Source organism: Geminicoccus harenae, from assembly GCF_019800005.1.
Classification (GTDB): Bacteria; Pseudomonadota; Alphaproteobacteria; order Geminicoccales; family Geminicoccaceae; genus Geminicoccus; species Geminicoccus harenae.
The window spans coordinates 38,681-55,837 of sequence record NZ_JABGCL010000012.1; the positions used below are offsets into that span (position 1 = coordinate 38,681).

12 protein-coding genes are annotated in these 17,157 nt (G+C 70.4%); 5 read left to right on the top strand and 7 right to left on the bottom strand.

What is annotated here, in order from left to right; translation table 11 throughout:
* Window positions 1–71: 71 nt before the first annotated feature.
* Window positions 72–1,352, top strand: a complete 1,281-nt coding sequence (locus HLA95_RS13150; RefSeq protein ID WP_191062080.1) for an App1 family protein phosphatidate phosphatase — start codon at window positions 72–74, stop codon at window positions 1,350–1,352.
* Window positions 1,345–2,427, top strand: coding sequence for a DUF3616 domain-containing protein (locus HLA95_RS13155; protein ID WP_222183589.1), 1,083 nt, complete (start codon window positions 1,345–1,347; stop codon window positions 2,425–2,427). The genes HLA95_RS13150 and HLA95_RS13155 overlap by 8 nt, the downstream gene beginning before the upstream one ends.
* Here HLA95_RS13155 and treZ read toward each other — a convergent pair.
* The gene (gene treZ, locus HLA95_RS13160) at window positions 2,424–4,307 is read right to left on the bottom strand and encodes a malto-oligosyltrehalose trehalohydrolase (protein WP_191060036.1); all 1,884 of its coding nucleotides are present in this window, start codon (window positions 4,305–4,307) and stop codon (window positions 2,424–2,426) included. The genes HLA95_RS13155 and treZ overlap by 4 nt on opposite strands.
* A gap of 149 nt (window positions 4,308–4,456) precedes the next feature.
* On the opposite strand from treZ, the gene HLA95_RS13165 reads away from it, so the two are divergent.
* Together HLA95_RS13165 and HLA95_RS13170 are read left to right on the top strand one after the other, a co-directional pair.
* A complete protein-coding gene (locus HLA95_RS13165) occupies window positions 4,457–6,049 on the top strand; it encodes an alpha-amylase family glycosyl hydrolase (protein WP_191060035.1) in 1,593 nt (530 codons plus the stop codon).
* An 81-nt stretch (window positions 6,050–6,130) separates the two neighbouring features.
* Complete coding sequence (locus HLA95_RS13170) at window positions 6,131–7,618, top strand: mannitol dehydrogenase family protein (RefSeq protein ID WP_191060034.1); 1,488 nt, start codon at window positions 6,131–6,133, stop codon at window positions 7,616–7,618.
* Between the two features lie 4 nt (window positions 7,619–7,622).
* On the opposite strand, the gene HLA95_RS13175 is transcribed toward HLA95_RS13170, so the two are convergent.
* The 3 genes from HLA95_RS13175 to HLA95_RS13185 form a co-directional block, all read right to left on the bottom strand.
* Entirely contained in the window at window positions 7,623–7,928 is a 306-nt protein-coding gene (locus tag HLA95_RS13175; protein ID WP_191060033.1) for a putative quinol monooxygenase, read from the bottom strand.
* A gap of 81 nt (window positions 7,929–8,009) precedes the next feature.
* On the bottom strand, window positions 8,010–10,496 hold the full coding sequence (locus HLA95_RS13180; protein ID WP_222183591.1) for an ATP-binding protein: 2,487 nt from the start codon (window positions 10,494–10,496) through the stop codon (window positions 8,010–8,012).
* 109 nt (window positions 10,497–10,605) lie between these two features.
* Window positions 10,606–12,792, bottom strand: a complete 2,187-nt coding sequence (locus HLA95_RS13185) for a GGDEF/EAL domain-containing response regulator (RefSeq protein WP_222183593.1) — start codon at window positions 12,790–12,792, stop codon at window positions 10,606–10,608.
* A 258-nt stretch (window positions 12,793–13,050) separates the two neighbouring features.
* On the opposite strand from HLA95_RS13185, the gene HLA95_RS13190 reads away from it, so the two are divergent.
* Complete coding sequence (locus HLA95_RS13190; RefSeq protein WP_191062058.1) at window positions 13,051–13,482, top strand: NUDIX hydrolase; 432 nt, start codon at window positions 13,051–13,053, stop codon at window positions 13,480–13,482.
* 36 nt (window positions 13,483–13,518) lie between these two features.
* Here HLA95_RS13190 and HLA95_RS13195 read toward each other — a convergent pair whose 3' ends face one another.
* The 3 genes from HLA95_RS13195 to HLA95_RS13205 form a co-directional block, all read right to left on the bottom strand.
* Window positions 13,519–13,941: a helix-turn-helix domain-containing protein gene (locus HLA95_RS13195; protein ID WP_159715601.1), complete on the bottom strand. Its 423-nt coding sequence runs from the start codon at window positions 13,939–13,941 to the stop codon at window positions 13,519–13,521.
* 148 nt (window positions 13,942–14,089) lie between these two features.
* The gene (locus HLA95_RS13200) at window positions 14,090–14,728 is read right to left on the bottom strand and encodes a helix-turn-helix transcriptional regulator (protein WP_222183595.1); all 639 of its coding nucleotides are present in this window, start codon (window positions 14,726–14,728) and stop codon (window positions 14,090–14,092) included.
* 96 nt (window positions 14,729–14,824) lie between these two features.
* Entirely contained in the window at window positions 14,825–17,155 is a 2,331-nt protein-coding gene (locus tag HLA95_RS13205) for a penicillin acylase family protein (protein WP_222183597.1), read from the bottom strand.
* Window positions 17,156–17,157 lie beyond the last annotated feature (2 nt).

A 17,157-nucleotide genomic window follows, 5' to 3' on the forward strand; every position in this document is an offset into this window, starting at 1 on the left:
CATGGCAGGGGGACCGCTCGCACCGTCAGATGTTGAACAGCAGGACCTGGCGCGGAGGAGGATGCGGAGGAATGAGCCAGAAGGGCCTGCTGTCGACCTTGCGCCGCGGCACCTCCCGGATGCTGCGGGTGCTCGGCCGGCCTGCGCGGCACGCCCAGGGCGAGCGTGGCGTCGTGCTCGAGCCCTATCGCGGCTATGGCTCCTGCAAGGAGATCTTCCTGATCGGCCGTGCGTTCTGGCAGTCGCCGCCGGAACGGGCCGCCAGGCGCAGCGAGCTGGGCGGGGATCTGCACGACATCCTGCGCCGGATCGTGCGGCGCGCCGTGCCGGATGCCACCGTGACCGCCAGCTTCGCCGGTACGCAACTGCAGACGCAGACCGACCGCGACGGCTACTTCCGGATCCATCTGCGCCCCGAGCGGCCCCCGCCGCGCCGGGACGAGTGGCACGAGGTCGAACTGCGCATGGACGAACCGCGCCCGGTGCGGGCCACCGGCCAGGTGTTCATCCCGCCCGAGCAGTGCCGCTACGTGGTGATCAGCGACATCGACGACACGGTGATGCACACCGGTGTCGCCAACAAGCTGAAGATGCTCTGGCGCCTGTTCGTCGAGGATGCCGGCCACCGGGTGGCCTTCCCGGGCGTGGCCGCCCTGTACCGGGCGTTCCACCGGGGCCGGGCCGGCAACGAGGGCAACCCGATGCTCTACGTGTCCCGGGCGCCCTGGGGCATCTACGACGTGCTTGAGGAGTTCTTCGACCGTAACCGTATTCCGATCGGGCCGATCCTGTTCCTGCGCGAGTGGGGGGTAAGCTGGAAGTCACCCCTGCCGCGCAAGGCCGAACACCACAAGCACGAGCTGATCAGCAACATGCTGGCCCTGTATGACGAGCTGCCGTTCATCCTGATTGGCGACAGCGGCCAGCACGACCCGGAAGTGTACCGGCAGATCGTGGCCGAGCATCCGGGCCGGGTGCTGGCCGTCTATATCCGCAATGTATCCTGCGACGAGCGGCGCATCGCCGAGATCAACGGCCTGGCGGCGGCGATGGCGGAGGCCGGCAGCACCCTCCTGCTGGCCTCCGACAGCATGGCGTTCGCCCGGCACGCGGTGGAGCACGGCCTGCTCCATGCCGATGCGCTGGCGGAGGTGGCGGCCGAGAGCGAGGCGGTGCAGGCACCGGCGCCGTCAGGGAGCCCGCGGCGGGTGCAGCATCGGAGCCCGCAGGCGACCGCGCGGGCGGTGGAGGAGGGCGAGCTCGAGCGGATCCTGGAGGAGACGGACGACCGAGGCGCACCCCCCGATGTCGTGGTCGAGCCGGATCGGCAGCAGGAGGCGCACCGTGGCTGAGCTGCCCGCAGGTTCGCCATTTCGCCGGGTGAAGCTGGCACTCGGCGGCAAGCACACGGCCGGCCGTGCCGACAAGGCGCGCTCCGACCTGTCGGCGGTGGCCTTTGGCGGCGGCTATCTGTGGCTCGCCACCGACGAGGGGGCCAAGATCGAGCGGCTGCGCCGGATCGACGAGCAGGAGTTCGGCGACCACCGCGTCTTCGATCTGACCCGGCTGCTGAAGCTGCCGGTGGGCGAGGCGGATCCCGAGATCGACATCGAGGGCCTGGCCGTGGACGACGGCCACCTCTGGATCGCCGGCTCGCACTCTTTCACCCGCGACAAGCCCGAGTTGGGCGAGAACGGCCAGGAGGAAGCGCTGGACGAACTCGCCGATATCGACCGCAACCCCAACCGGCGGATCCTGGCCCGCATTCCCCTGGCCCTGCTCGAAGCGGTCGAGCAAGCCGGCGCGCCGGTATGCGCGGCCCGGCTGCGCGCCGGGCGCAAGCGCAGCGCCCTGCTCGACGTGCTGCGCGACGATCGTCATCTCGCTCCGTTCATGGCGGTTCCGGCCAAGGAGAACGGCTTCGACATCGAGGGCGTGGCCGTCGAGGGCGAGCGGGTCATGCTCGGGCTGCGCGGACCGGTCCTGCGCGGCTGGGCCATCATCCTGGAGATCCGGGTGAAGCCGCACGGTGACCGGCTGAAGCTCGGCAGGTTGGGCCCGGGCGGGCTGCGCTACCGCAAGCACTTCCTGGACCTGGACGGCTGCGGCATCCGCGAGCTGTGCCTGCTGGACGGCGACCTCCTGGTGCTGGCGGGCCCGACCATGGACCTGGACGGCCCCGTCCGGCTGCATCGCTGGACTCCGCCGGGCGGCGAGGCGGCCGAGACCATCACCGGGCGGGATGGCTGCCCGGTGCTGCTGGAACTGCCGGCCGGGCACGGCTGCGATCATGCCGAAGGGGCGGCGGTGCTGGAGGGACCGGACGGGCCGCAACTGCTGGTGGTCTACGACTCGCCGGCCAAAGACCGCCTGTTCGGCACGCGCGGCGTGCAGGCCGACCTGATGCCCCTGCCCGGGTTTGGCTAGCCCGCGCTGACCGGCCGGGCCGCCAGCACCAGCGTGACGTGGCCCAGGAGCGACCAGCCGGTCCCGTTCTCGACCGGCGGCGTGCCGCCGCCGTCATAGTCGGGCGATTCGCTGGACCAGAGCAGCCGCCAGGCCCGCCCGGCCGGTGGTGCGAGCAGGGGCTCCGGCAGGCTGGCGCGCTCCAGGTCCGCGCCGAGATTGACCAGCACCAGCCGGTCGTCGCCCGCCTCGCCGAAGAAACGCAGGAGGAACGCCTCCGGCCCGAGCACGGCACCGTCCAGGCCGTGCCTGCCCTGTGCGGCGAACACCGGGTCCTCGCGGCGCAGCCGCAGGAGGTCGCGGTGCAATGCGCAGACATGGCCGTGGCGTCCGGCTTCCGCCCAGTCGAGCTTGCAGCGCTGGAACAGTTCAGGGGAGGCGGGATCGGTGAGGCGGGCCTGCATCTCCGGCGTGGCCATGGCGGGGAACTGGCCGAGGAAGTCCTGCCGGCCCTCCCGCACGGTGGCGGCCAGTTCCGGCTCATGGTCGGCGAAGTAGAAGAACGGGGCGGAGGCCGTGAATTCCTGGCCCTGGAACAGCATGGGCGTGGCCGGCAGGAGCAGCATGAGCCCGGTCAGCGCACGCAGCCGGGCGGGATCGGTGCGCTGGTGCAGGCGCAGGCCGTGGGCGCTGTTGGCGATCTGGTCGTGGTTCTGGGTGAAGCTCACCATCGTCCAGGGTGGCAGGTCCAGGCCAGGGGTGCCGCGCCGCTTGCCCTGGTGCGCATAGCCCTGGCCCTGGAACAGGTAGCCGTGCTTGGCCGCAGAAACGAACTCTTGCGGGCTGCCGCGATGGTCCCGGTAGTAGGCCGGGCGGCGTCCCGTCACCGCCACCATGGCGGAATGGTGCAGATCGTCGTTCCACAACGCATCCAGCCCGAAGCCTCCCCGTTCCTGCGGGCGCACTAGCCGGGTCTCCTGCGGCTCGTTCTCGCCGATGATCACGATCCGGCGGCCGCCGGCAGCCGCGCGTGCGGCGCGCACGATCTCGGCGATGATGTGGTCGGCCGAATCGTCCTGCATGCTCTGGGTGGCATCCAGGCGCAGGCCGTCGAAGCGATATTCGTCGATCCAGTAGGCGGCGTTGCTCACGAAGAACTCGCGCACTGGCCCTGAGTTCGGGCCGTCGAAATTGATCGCCTCGCCCCACTCGTTGTCATGGCGATCGGTGAAGTAGTCCTTGCTGAACCGGGGCAGGTAATTGCCGTCCGGGCCCAGGTGATTATAGACGACGTCCAGGATCACGCCGATGCCCTGGCCGTGCGCGGCATCGATGAAGCCGCGCAGCTCGTCCGGCGTGCCATAGAGCCGGGTCGGCGCGAACAGGCCGACCCCGTCATAGCCCCAGCCGAACCGGCCCGCGAACTCGTTCACCGGCATCATCTCGATCAGCGTGATGCCGATGTCGCGCAGGAATGGCAGCTTCTCCTGCGCTGCCGCCCAAGTCCCCTCCGGCGTGAAGGTGCCGACATGCAGCTCGTAGATGACTTGGCCCCGGATGCTGGCACCCCGCCATTCGGGATGCCGCCAGCCATAGGTGTGCGGGTCGGCCACCTCGGATGGTCCGTGCGGGCCCTCGGGCTGCCGCCGCGATGCCGGGTCCGGCAGGAGCTGGTCGCTCCCGTCCAGGCGCAGCCGGTAGCGGTCGCCCGCCCCGATCCCGGGCAGGAAGCCGGCGAAATAGCCGTTCCCCTCGGCTGCGAGCGACGTCTCCCGGCCGTCCGCCAGCACCACGGATAGCTCGGCACAGGCCGGTGCCCAGATGCGGAACGAGGTCCCGCCTTCGCCTGGCTCGGCACCGATCGGCATCCGGCGCCGCAGCCCTGGCTCGACCTGGCTCATCACGTTCATCCCAACTGGCTCGGCCGACGTGGTTCAACCCGGGCAGGGCGGTCCCGTTCCATCAACAGGACGGTAGCCGGCCCCGCGGGAACCCGTCGGCCCGCAGCGGGCTTGCCCAACGGTTGGCCCATACGCGCTGGAGATGGCTGATGCCGGAGAACACCTGGTGGAAGCGGGGGATCGTCTACCAGATCTATCCGCGCTCCTTTCAGGATTCGAACGGTGACGGCATCGGCGACCTGGAGGGCATCCGCCGGCGGCTCGACCATCTCGCCTGGCTGGGTGTGGACGCGGTCTGGCTTTCCCCGTTCTATCCCTCGCCCATGGCCGATTTCGGTTACGACGTCGCGGATTATTGCGGGGTCGACCCGATCTTCGGCTCGCTGGACGACTTCGACCGGCTGATCGGCGAGGTGCATGGCCGGGGCCTGAAGCTGATCGTCGACTTCGTGCCCAACCACACGTCCGACCAGCACGAATGGTTCCGGGAAAGCCGGTCGTCGCGCGATAACCCGAAGCGCGACTGGTACATCTGGCACGACCCGGCACCGGGCGGCGGCCCGCCCAACAACTGGAACAGCAATTTCGGCGGGCCGGGCTGGACCTTCGACGAGGCGACCGGCCAGTACTACTACCATGCCTTCTTGAAGGAGCAGCCCGACCTCAACTGGCGCAACCCGAAAGTCCGGGCGGCGATGCACGACGTCTTGCGCTTCTGGCTGCGCCGGGGCGTGGACGGCTTCCGGGTCGACGTGATCTGGCACCTGATGAAGGACGAGGGCTTCCGCGACAACCCGCCGAACCCCGCCTATCAGGCGGACCAGCCGGACATCAACCGGACCCTGCAGATCCATTCCACCGACCAGCCCGAGGTCCACGGCGTCATCGCCGGGATGCGCCGGGTGCTGGACGAGTTCGACGACCGGGTGCTGATCGGCGAGATCTACCTGCCGCTCGACCGGCTGGTCACCTATTACGGCGAGAACCTCTCCGGCGCGCACCTGCCGTTCAACTTCCAGCTCATCCACATGGCCTGGCGTGCCGGGGACATCGCGGCACTGGTCGAGGAGTACGAGGGCGCCATCCCGCCGGGCGGCTGGCCCAACTGGGTGCTGGGCAACCACGACCAGACGCGGATCGCCGCGCGTGTGGGCGAAGCGCAGGCACGGGTCGCCGCCATGCTGCTGCTGACCCTGCGCGGCACGCCGACCATGTATTACGGCGACGAGCTCGGCATCGGCCGGGTGGAGATCCCGCCCGACGCGGTGCAGGACCCCTGGGAGCGCAACGAGCCGGGCCTGGGCTTCGGCCGCGACCCGCAGCGCACGCCGATGCAGTGGGACGACTCGCCGAGTGCGGGCTTCACCACCGGCCGGCCCTGGCTGCCCCTGACGCCGGACCACGGCACCCGCAACGTGGCGGCGATGCGGGAGGACCCGGGCTCGATCCTGACCCTCTACCGCCGGCTGATCGAGCTGCGGCGACGCCACCTGGCCCTGAGCGTGGGCGACTATGTCGGTGCCCATGCCGATGGCCAGGTGTTCGCCTATGAGCGACGCTTTGGCCAAGAACGGCTGCTGGTCGCCCTCAACTTCAGCCACGCGGCGCAGACCGTGCCGCTGCCGGAAGGGGTGGCAGGCGCGCAGGTGCTGCTGTCGACGCTGGCTTCAGGCGAGCCGGCCATTCATGGCCAGGAGCTGGCGCTGCGCCCGGACGAGGGCGTGGTGCTGGCGCTGGACTGAGGAGAGCGGTGGCAACTTTCGCCGGCTGCGCCGGCCTGCCATCGTGGCCGGGCCAACGATCGGGTTCGGAAGGAGTGCAGAATGGCCGGTTTGAACAACAGCATGCTGGAGCGCCTGCCGGCCGGCATCGGCAAGCCGGCCTATGACCGCCGCAAGGTCACCGCCGGCATCGCGCATCTGAGCGTCGGCAATTTCCATCGCGCTCATCAGGCGGTCTATCTCGACCGCTGCCTGAGCATGGAGGGCCAGGAGGGCTGGGGTATCCTCGGCATCGGCCTGGTCGACAGCCCGGCCGAGCGGGCCAAGGCGGCGAGCCTCACCCGGCAGGACGGGCTCTACACGCTGAGCGTATTCCCGCCCGAGGGCGAGCCCGGCAGCGAGGTGATCGGCTCGATCGTCGACTATCTGTTCGCACCGGCCAACCCGGCTCTGGTGCTGGAGCGCCTGAGCGATCCCGCGATCCGGATCGTGACGATGACCATCACCGAAGGCGGCTACAACATCGACGACAAGACCGGCGCGTTCCGGCTGGATGCGCCCGAGATCGTGGCGGACCTGGCGCGGCCGGATGCGCCGGCCACCATGTTCGGTGTCGTCACCGCGGCCCTGGAGCGCCGGCGCAAGGCGGGTGTCCCGCCGTTCACCATGCTCTCCTGCGACAACCTGCAGAACAATGGTGAGGTGGCGAAGAAGGCGATCCTGGCGTTCGCCGGGGCGCGCAGCCGCGAACTCGCCGACTGGATCGCGGCGAATGTCGCCTTTCCGAGCTGCATGGTCGACCGGATCACGCCCGCCGTGCTGCCCGAGGACGTCCGGCGACTGAATGCGCTCACGGGGATCGCCGACGAGGCGCCGGTGTTCGCCGAGGACTTCATCCAGTGGGTGGTCGAGGATCACTTCCCTTCCGGCCGGCCGAAGCTGGAAGCGGTCGGCGTGCAGTTCACCGACGACGTGAAGCCTTACGAGCAGATCAAGCTCAGGATGCTGAACTCCTCGCACCTGATGCTGTCCTACCCGGGCCAGGTCGGCGGCTACCGCTTCGTCCACGAGGCGATGGCCGACGAGCGGATCATGGGCTTGCTTCGCAGCTTCCTGGACAAGGACGTCATCCCGCTGCTCTCGGCACCGGCGGACATGCCGCTCGAGCGCTACCGGGACATCGTGCTGGCCCGCTTCGCCAACCCGGCGATCAACGACCAGAACGCGCGGCTCACCTCGGACAGCACCTCCAAGATCCCGGTGTTCCTGTCCGAGACGATCCGCCAGTGCCTGGAAGGGGGGCGCGACCATCGCCGCCTGGCCTTCCTCCTGGCCGGCTACGCCCATTATCTCGGCGGGGCCGACGACCGGGGCCAGCGCTTCGAGCCGATCGAGCCGAAGCTGGAGGATGCGGACCGGGCACTCGCGAGCGATCCGGACCCGGCCGCACCCTTGCGGATCAGCACGCTCCGCTTCCTGGAGCTGGATGCGCACCCCGGCTTCGTCCAGAGCTTCGTCGGCTACCGCAAGGCGATCGCCGAGAAGGGCATCCTGCCGGCACTGGCCGACCTTCTGGCCGAGCCCGGCTGAACCGTCAGCGGACCTCGGCCATGATCAGGCGGCGACCGGCCAGGAGCTTGCCGGTCGCCTCGCGCAGGATCGGCATGCGCGGATTCTGCTCGTGGCGGGTGACCGCGGCCTCGTCGGCATAGAGCTCGTTCACCATCACCTTGTTGGGGATGGGCGTGCCGTCGCGCTCGATCGGCTTGATCACCTCGAAGCGCAGGCAGCCTTCCTCCTCCTCGAGGGTCAGGCGGGCATGCTCGCTGATGAGCCGGGTGAACTCGGCTTCCTGGCCATCCAGCGTGTCGAATTCGACGATGATCGCGATCTGCGGCAATGGTGGGGCCTCCCTCGGCCGGTTCGGTGTCCACGGAGGCGTCTGGCCGCAAGCCGCCAGAAACCCCGTTGCCCGTCCTGGCTAGTGCTGCGTGCTGCGCCGGTCCAGGGAATGCTCGGCGTGCCAGGCCATCAGGCCGGTGGTGGCCCGCTCCAGCTCCAGGCGCAGGCGCTGGACCTCGGCCGGCCCCCTGGACAGGAGGACCGAGTCGTCCAGGCCGCGCCAGCCGAGCAGCACGTCGAACAGGGCGGTGGCGCCGACATGGGCGGCACTCGAGCGCAGGGCATGGGCGTGGTCGCGCATGGCCGCGACGTCCTCCTGCGCCACCGCCTGCTCGATGCCGTCGACCAGTTCCGCCGCCTCGCTCACGAAGGTGTCGAGCAGCTCGTCGATGAAGCCGTCACCCTGGTCCAGCACCGCCAGCCCCTCCAGCTTGCGCCGGTCCAGCACCGGGCGGGGATCACCGGCGGTCGCCAGCGCCACCACCGGGCGGGGCTTGGGCAGCTCGGTGACCAGCTCGGTGGATCTGGCCGCAGGTGAGGGGACCGGCTGGGGTGGCGGCACCGCACGGACCGGCCTGGCGGCCACCGGATCGGCCGCGGGTGCGCCGCTGGCGCGGTGCAGGGCCACCAGCTGGTCGATCTGGTCGAGCAGGGTCTCGGTCTCGATCGGCTTCATGGCGTAGCCGGAGAACCCGACCTTGCGGCATTCCTCGACCGTGGCATCGGTCACGTCGGCGGTGAGCGCCACCACCGGCGGCAGGTCGTCCTCGGTGAACTTCAGGAGCTTGAGCGCCTCGATCCCGCCCATGCCCGGCATGTTCAGGTCCATCAGCACGAGGTCGAACCGCTCGACCGCGATCCGGTCGACCGCCTCCTGGCCGGAGCCCACGATCACCACCTCGTGCCCGGCACTCTCCAGGATACGGCGGGCGACCTGCTGGTTGGTCAGGTTGTCCTCGGCGATCAGGAGGCGGGCCGGATGCCTGGCGACCGCCGGCTGCTGCCGGGATTCCAGTGCCGGGGCCTGGTGCGGCGCCAGTGCCGCCCGCACCAGGACCGGCAGGTCACGCTCGATCCCGTCGGGCGCCACACTCGCCATCGCATAGTCCGGCCGCGGGACGGCCGCAGGCTGCAACACCACGATGTCGACCTGGACCTCGATCCGCCGGGTCACCAGGTCGAGCAGCTCGACCGCATCCTCATGGCGGGCGCGGCTCAGCACCAGCAGGCGGCGGCCATGGCCGCGGCGCAGGAGCAGGGCGGCAGTGGCCAAGTCGGCGGCCGGCTGGGAGGCGATCCCGGCGCCGCGGATCGCCGCATGGGCGCGCTCGGCCAAGGCTCCCTCGCCCAGCACCACCACCGTGCCATGGCTCGGCAGGGGCGGGAGCGCGTCGGCGGCCACCGGGGCCAGCGGCAGGGCGAAGCCGAACCGGGTCCCCTGGCCGGGCGCGCTGGCGACGGCGAGGCGCCCGCCCATCAGCTCCACCAGCTCCTTGGCGATGGTGAGGCCGAGCCCGGTGCCGCCATAGACGCGGTTGGTGGTGTCCTCGGCCTGGGTGAAGCTCTCGAAGATCCGCGCCTGCACCTCCTGCGGGATGCCGATGCCGGTATCCTCGACGTCGAAGCCGACGCCCGCCTCGCCATTCGGCAGCATCATCCGACTCACCCGGATCGTCACGCCGCCCCGCTCGGTGAACTTCAGGGCGTTGGCGATCAGGTTGGTCAGCACCTGCTGCAGGGCGGACATGTCGCCGGTCAGGCCGGGCGGCACCTGCGGGTCGAGCACCAGGCGCAGCCACAGGCCACGGGCCTGGGCCTGGGGCTCCAGCATGCCGCGCAGGATGCCCAGCAGCAGGTGGACGTCGAACGGCTTGCGCACCACCGCGAACCGGCCGGCCTCGATCTTGGCAGCGTCCAGCACCGCGTCGACCAGGCCCAGGATCGTGCCCGACGCGGTGCGGATGGTGCCCAGCATCTCGCGCCGGTCATCGTCCTTCTCGTCGCGGCGCAGCAGGTCGGACAGGCCGATCACCGCGTTGAGCGGGGTGCGGAACTCGTGGCTCATCACCGCGAGGAAGCGGCTCTTCGCCCGGTTGGCCTCCTCGGCCCGCTGGACCGCCTGCTCCAACTTGCGCAGCAGGACCGAGACGTAGGCCGGCAGCACGACCAGCGCCATGATCAGCGCCACGTCCAGGGCCGGGATCAGGCGCCAGTCCTCGTTGAGGAACACCACCAGGCCGAACAGCACCAGCGACATGCCCGCCGAGGCGAACAGATAGGGCCGGCCGAAGCGGAAGCCGTGGCCGAAGATGATCCAGAGCAGGATCGGGTAGAAGGGCGAGGCGGTCATGCCGCCCACCAGCATCACCGCGTTCACGCCGGTGGTGTCGATCAGCATGCCGAGCAGGCGCCGCACCACGCTGACGCCCGGGTGGAGCAGGATGTGGCCGAACACCAGGAGCGAGAGGCAGAACGCGCCCAGGCTGATCGACAGGCCCTGGACCACGAAGCGTTCCGGCGCCTGCTCGGCGGGCGCGGCGAACACGATGTAGAGGCCGATCAGCACCGAGAAGCCGATGCGGATCAGCGCCTGCTCGTGCTCCGAGTCGGGTCGCCCGGCCAGCCGCCGCCTGATTCACGCGACCGGGCCCTGGCGCTGGCGCGGCGGCGGCGGGTCATCCGTCGCCACGTCCAGGCTTCCCGCTGCTGGTTCCACCGGCCAAGGCCGGCCCGGTGCTCGGCACGGCATGCAGCCGCTCGAACTCCTCGGGCGGCATCGGCATGCCGATCAGGTGCCCCTGGATCTGGTCGCAGCCGATCCGCTGCAGGATCTGGCGCTGGCCCGGCGTTTCCACGCCCTCGGCCAGGACGATCAGGCCGAGCGTGCGCGCCAGCTCCACGATCATGTGGACGATGCGCTGTGACTGCTCGTTGGTTTCCAGGTCGAGCACGAACTGCCGGTCGATCTTGAGCCGCTGCACCGGCAGGCGCTGCAGATAGGCCAGGGAGGAATAGCCGGTGCCGAAATCGTCCAGGGACAAGGACAGGCCCAGGTCGGAGAGGAAGCGCATCGTGCCCATGGCCTGGGTGGTGTTCTCGAACAGCGCGTCCTCGGTGATCTCGATGTCGATCCACCTGGGGTCGATCCCGGTCTCGGCGAGCAGCTGGCCGATCTGCCGCTCCACGCCCTTCTCGCGGAACTGGCCGGGGCTGATGTTCACCGACATGGTGAAGCCGCCGATGCCGCGCTCCTGCCAGGTACGCAACTGCCGGCAGGCCTGCTGCAGCACCCAGTTGGACAAGGGTGCGATCAGCCCGATGTCCTCGGCGACATGGAGGAACTCGCCGGGCCGGACGATCCCGCGGTTGGGGTGGTTCCAGCGCACCAGCGCCTCCACTCCGACCACCCGACCGGTCTGGAGGTCCTGCTGCGGCTGGTAGTGGACGGTGAACTGCCGCGCGGTCAGGGCTTGGCGGAGCTCGCGCTCGAGCTGGATCGTCCGCTTGGCGGTGACGTTCATCTCCTCGGCGAAGAACCGCCAGGTGTCGCGGCCGGACTGCTTGGCGCGGTGCATGGCCAGCTCGGCGTTGCGCAGGAGCTGGTCCTGGTCCTGGGCATCGTTCGGCCAGATGGTGACACCCATGGACGCGCTGACATTGATCTCGCGCTCGTCGATCTGGAACGGCTCGGCGAAGATCTCGCTCAGGCGCCCGCACAATTCGGCCGCCTCGTCGGGCCGGCGCAGGCCCGGGTGGACGACCAGGAACTCATCGGAACGGAGCCGGCCGAGCGTCTCAACCTCCTTCATCCGGCTGCGCATGCGCTGGGCCAGGGCCTGCAGGAGCGCGCTGCCGAACGCGTCGCCATAGGCGTTGTTGAAACTCTTGAACCGGTCGATGTCGATATGGACCAGCGCCATCAAGGCACCTTCGGCCCGGGTGCGGCCGATCTCCTGGCTGATCCGCACCAGCATGGCCTGGAAGGAGGGCAGGCCGGTGAGCGCATCGACCCGTACCGCCGGTGCGGTCGCGGACTGGCTGCGCAGCACCTCCTCGACCTCGTGCCACATCGTCAGCACATGGCCCACCTGGCCCGCGGCATCGGCGAGCGGCGCGCAGGCCAGCAGGACGGGGCGGCCCTGACCGGCGGTACCGATCTGCTCGATCCAGGGCTGGACCGAGCCGTCGCCCGTTTCCAGGATCTTGTCGGCCTGGAGCTGGTGGCGGATCGCGAGCTCCTCGCCCAGCACGTCCCGAAGCGTGGGCGGGTGGCCGTTCGCGGCAGGCCCCGGTGCGGCCTCGCCCATCAGCCGCAGCCAGGACGGGCTGGCGGCGACGATACGCCCGGCCGGGTCGGTGGCAAACGCCGGCATCGCCAGGCGGGCGCACAGGCTGGCCGGGTCCAGGAGGATGGCGCCGGCACCGCCATTGCCGGTCAGGCGCTGCTCCAGGTCGGCGGCGCGCTCGGCCAGCAGGCGCTGCTGGCGGCGCATGGTCAGGAGGTTCTTGATCCGGGCCCGGAACTCCAGATGGTCGACCGGGCTCAGGAGGAAGTCGGTGGCGCCCGCCTCGAGCGCCCGGTAGCAGTAGTCGCGGTCCTCGTAGACGGTGACCACGACGATCGGGATCAGCTCGCAGCCCGGGCGGGAGCGCAGCTGGCGGATCAGCTCGGCACCGTTCATCCCGGGCATGTTGAAGTCGGTGACCACCAGGTCCGGCGCGCTGGAGGCGTCGATCGCGGCAAGGGCGGCGACCGCGGTGCCGTAGGCTTGGACGGTCAGGCCTTCCTCCACCGACTGGGCGAGCCTGGTCAGGATGTTGCGGTTGGTGACCCGGTCATCGATGACGACTATCCTCGCCATCAGCCCTCCCGACGGCGCCGGGCGACGGCACCCGCCACCGGCCTAGGCGAGCCTGGGCGGGCGAGGATGCCCATCCGGGACGTCCGGCTGGCAGACAGGACAGGCGCGGACGTCACGAAGCTCCCCCTTGCTCGCGCCGTCGATGATGGTGTCGGGCGCAGCCAAGTCAATGCGTAGCTCTGAGGTTGAGCCGGTGATCATAACGTTTCACAAAGTGTTGTCATCCGAGCGCACACAAGTCCAGCACCGGCAGGGCCTATGAGCGAGGCGCGGCGTGACTATCCGACCGGCCCGATCGTCGGGGTAGGCGTAGTAGTGCGGCACGAGGGGCGGGTGCTGCTGATCCGGCGCAGCAAGCCGCCGCGAGCCGGGCAGTGGAGCCTGCCGGGCGGGCGGCAGCATCTGGGCGAGACGGTCGAGGCGGCGGCGCGGCGCGAGGTCATGGAAGAGACCGCGCTGCCCTTGTCGAACTGCCGCCTGCTGACCACGGTCGACCTGATCGAGCATGATGCCGATGGCCGGGTGGCGTGGCACTACACGCTGATCGACTTCGTCGCCGATGCCGAGCACGACCGGGCGGTCGCCGGGGATGATGCCGCCGAGGCCGCTTGGTTCACGCTGGAAGAGGCGGTCGCGACGGTGAACTGGGAGGAGACCCGGCGCATCCTGCGCATGGCGATGGCTGGGTGAGGTCGGAGGCGGCCGGCGAGCCGGCCGCTGGGGAGATCAGGCTTCCTCGCGCTCCGTGCCGGCCAGCACGCGCGCCAGGTTGCAGAGCGCGTCCTGGTGCTTGCGGCTGCCGATCGACGAGAAGTTGCGAGCCAGCTCCAGGAGCATGCGCTGCTGCGGCATCAGCTCCTTGTCCTTGGGCTTCGCGTTCTTGTCGGGCTCGACGTCCTCAAAGAAGTAGCTGATGTCGACGCCCAGGGCCTGGGCGATCTGGAACAGCCGGCCGGCCGAGATCCGGTTGATGCCGGTCTCGTACTTGTGCGCCTGCTGGTAGGTGACGCCGATCAGCTCCGCCATCTGCTGCTGGGTCAGGCCCAGCATGATCCGGCGCTGGCGGATCCGCATCGAGACATAATGGTCGACGTCGAGTGCCCGGGACCGGCCGCCGGTACCACGAGAGACGACCTTGCTGGTGGCCATCTGATTCATGAAGTGAGATCTCCAGCCGCGTTCGAGACCCACCGCAATCCGGTTCGTCTCGCGTCCCGATCGATTTCGATAAAATACCAGCTAATTTGTGCGAAGCTAGTACTTCTATAATTTCTCATCAACCATCATAGGTGAACTCTCAAGCCTCGGCAGCCTCACTTCCGGCCACCGCATCCGCCGCCAGCACGCCCAGCACGGGCCGGGCCGCCAAAGCCTCCACCGCGACCGCCGCGTCACCCCCGGACAGGCACAGGAGCGGCAGGTCGGGGCTGGCACCCGGCAGGAGGCGGCCCAGCACGTCCCGGCCATCGGCCAGCCTTACCAGCGCGTCCCGCCCGAGCGCCTGGTCCGGTCGCAGCGGCTCGACAGCCACCAGCAGGAGGTCGCCCGGCCGGTAGCGTGGGCCGTGGGCCGCATCCTCCAGGAGCCAGACCTGGAGCCGCTCCGAGCGCAGCTCCAGGGGCAGGGCGGTCGCATCCAGCGGGCGGGCGAGCCCGCCCGGCCCGATCCGGCCGCCCTGGGCCAGGGTCGGCCGCTTCGGGCTGCGGCCGAACCACAGATATTCCGGGGTCGTTTCGAGCAGTTCCGCGATCCGATCGACCACTTCCCGGGGCGGCGCGTACTCGTCGCGCTCATAGGGCCCGATCGCGGTCGGATGCCGGTGGATCAGGCGGGCCAGCTCCACCTGGGACAGGCCCTTCGCCATCCGGAGCGCACGCAGCCGCGTGCCGAAGCTGTCGCCCTTCATCTGCCCGGCACCCTGGTCTGCATCGTCCACCTCCGGTTCCAGGATATGAGGCAAGGCTAGAGGAGGATATAGGTAAACTATATAACGCCCGAGTTGTTGAATGCCCTCGACACTCCGGGCCGGCCATCACGGGACCAGGGAGAGCAGCTCGATCAGCTCGCTCGCCGGCAGGCGGATGCGGATGTCCCGCTCCCAGCGCCGGGCACCGTCGCTGAACCAGCGCGACAGGGGGTGGCCGCTCTGGCCGCCTGCGGTGACGATCCGGATGCCTTCCGGCTCTGCCAGGTCCGCCACCATGCGCAGGCTCGCCGCATGGGTGACCGTCCGGCGCACCAGGCTCGCGTCCACCCGGGTGCCGGCCACGTCCACGCTGTAGGGATCCCCCGCCTTGGTCAGATCCTGGCTGAACCAGGAACCGAGCAGCGGCACGCCGCCCAGCACCGCATGGGCCAGCTCGGCATGCTGCACCCGCCGGAGCGTCCAGGCCGAAGGTCGGGCGCCGAACGTGCGCACCAGGGCCCGGTGCGCGTCCGCGAGGGCCAGCCCGGCGATATGCGCGCAGTCTTCCACCGGCTCGGTTCGTCGGTCGTCGCACCAGCCTGGCCGGTTGCGCAGCACATCGGCCAGGAAGGCACCGCGCAGGCCACCCACCAGCGCTGCCGCCGGGCCCAGCTCGTCGGCGCGTACCCGCCGCGCAAAGTGCTCCGCCCAGGCCAGGAACAGGCCGGCCTGCCAGCTTTCCTCGGCCATCGTGCCGTCCCAGCCCGCCATGTCCCGCAGCAGCGCCGCCGGCTCCTGCGCCAGCCCGGTGGCACCCAGCAGGGTCGGCAGCAGCTCGACCGCAAAGCCCGAGCGGTGATCGCGCTGGATGCGGATCAGGTCGTCGCCGTCCAGCACCGGCTCTGCCGCGAGCAGGGCGTCGATCCGCCGGCGCCGCCAGTCCGGCTCCCAGCTCGTGGCGACGAGGTGGGGATAGTCGTCGTCCACCACTCGATCATTGCCGTTCGCGATGCTGCCGCTGATCGGGTCGATCCGGGCCGGCAGTTCGTCCGGCGGGATCGTGCCGGTCCAGTCGAACCGGCCGCTGGCGCCGTCCACCGGCATACTGCCGTCGCCCCCGCGGCGCACCGGCACTGCACCGGCCACGACCAGGCCAATCCTCCCGGCTGCATCGGCCAGCATGAAGTTCTGCACCGGGTTGCGGTAGTCGCGCAGGACCTGGCGCGCCTCGGCGACGTTTTGGGCATGGGGCAGGCGGAAGCCGGCGCGGATCGTCCGGTCGTCCGGGTCGAGCACCGTCCAGGCGAGGCTCACCACGCTGCCGGCCGGGTGCGGCACGTCCACCAGGTCGGAGATCACCGGCCCGTGCCGGGTGGTGCGCACCGACAGGACCTGGTCGGCCTCGTCGGCCACCGTGATCCGCTCCGTGCGCACCGAGAAGGGCCGGCTGCCCTCGGGCGTCAGGTAGGCCGCGGGATCGGCCGGATCGAGCGTCTCGACGAACAGGTCCTGCACGTCGGCCCCGGTCGTGGTCAGGCTCCAGGCGAGCTGCCGCGTCCGGCCGATCACCACGAACGGCAGGCCCGGCAGCGTGGCGCCGGTCACCGCCAGGCCCGGCGCCTCCAGATGGGCGAGGTACCAGACTCCGGGCGAGCGCAGCTCCAGATGGGGATCACCTGCCAGGAGCGCGCCGCCGCTCGCACTGCGCCCGGGTGCTACCGCGAACGCGTTGGAGCCCGTGCCCGGGGCGGGCGGCGCCGGCAGGGCCGCCGCCAGCTCTCTCAGGAACCCGTCCGGCAGGTGGCTGCCCACGGTCTGCGGCAGGGCCATGCCCGGCCACAGGTCCTGGATCAGCTCGGGCGGCAGCACGCCGAGGAGCCGCTGGCGCAGGATCTCGGCATTCATGTCGCCGTCCAGGGTCAGCGCCATCATCTTGACCCAGACGGCGCTGTCCGCCGCGGTCCACCGCTCCGGCCGGTGCCAGAAGATCCAGAACTCCGGGGGCAGGAGCCGGTCACGGCCCTCGATCCAGTCGTTCACCCCCTGGACATAGGCATCGAGCAGCGCGCGCGTCGCCGGGTCCAGCCGGGCCACCGCCTGCTCGGCTGTCCGGTAGAGCCCCAGCACGCGCAGGTGCCGGTCGATGGGCAGGGCCGCCGGCCCCACCAGCTCGGCCAGCCGGCCCTGGCCGACGCGGCGCTGGAACTCCATCTGCCAGAGCCGGTCCTGCGCCTGGACGAAGCCCAGGGCGCGATAGGCGTCCCGCTCGCTGGACGCCTGGATGTGCGGCACGCCGAAGCGGTCGCGCCCGATCGCCACCGGGCCGTCCAGCCCGGCCAGGCGGTAGCTGCCGCCGGTGCGCGGAAGCGAGCCGATGCCTGCGGCCAGCACCAGCAGGATCGTCAGGAGAAGCACCAGGGCGACGGCACCGGCCAGGAGGCGCAGCGACCGCCGCATCG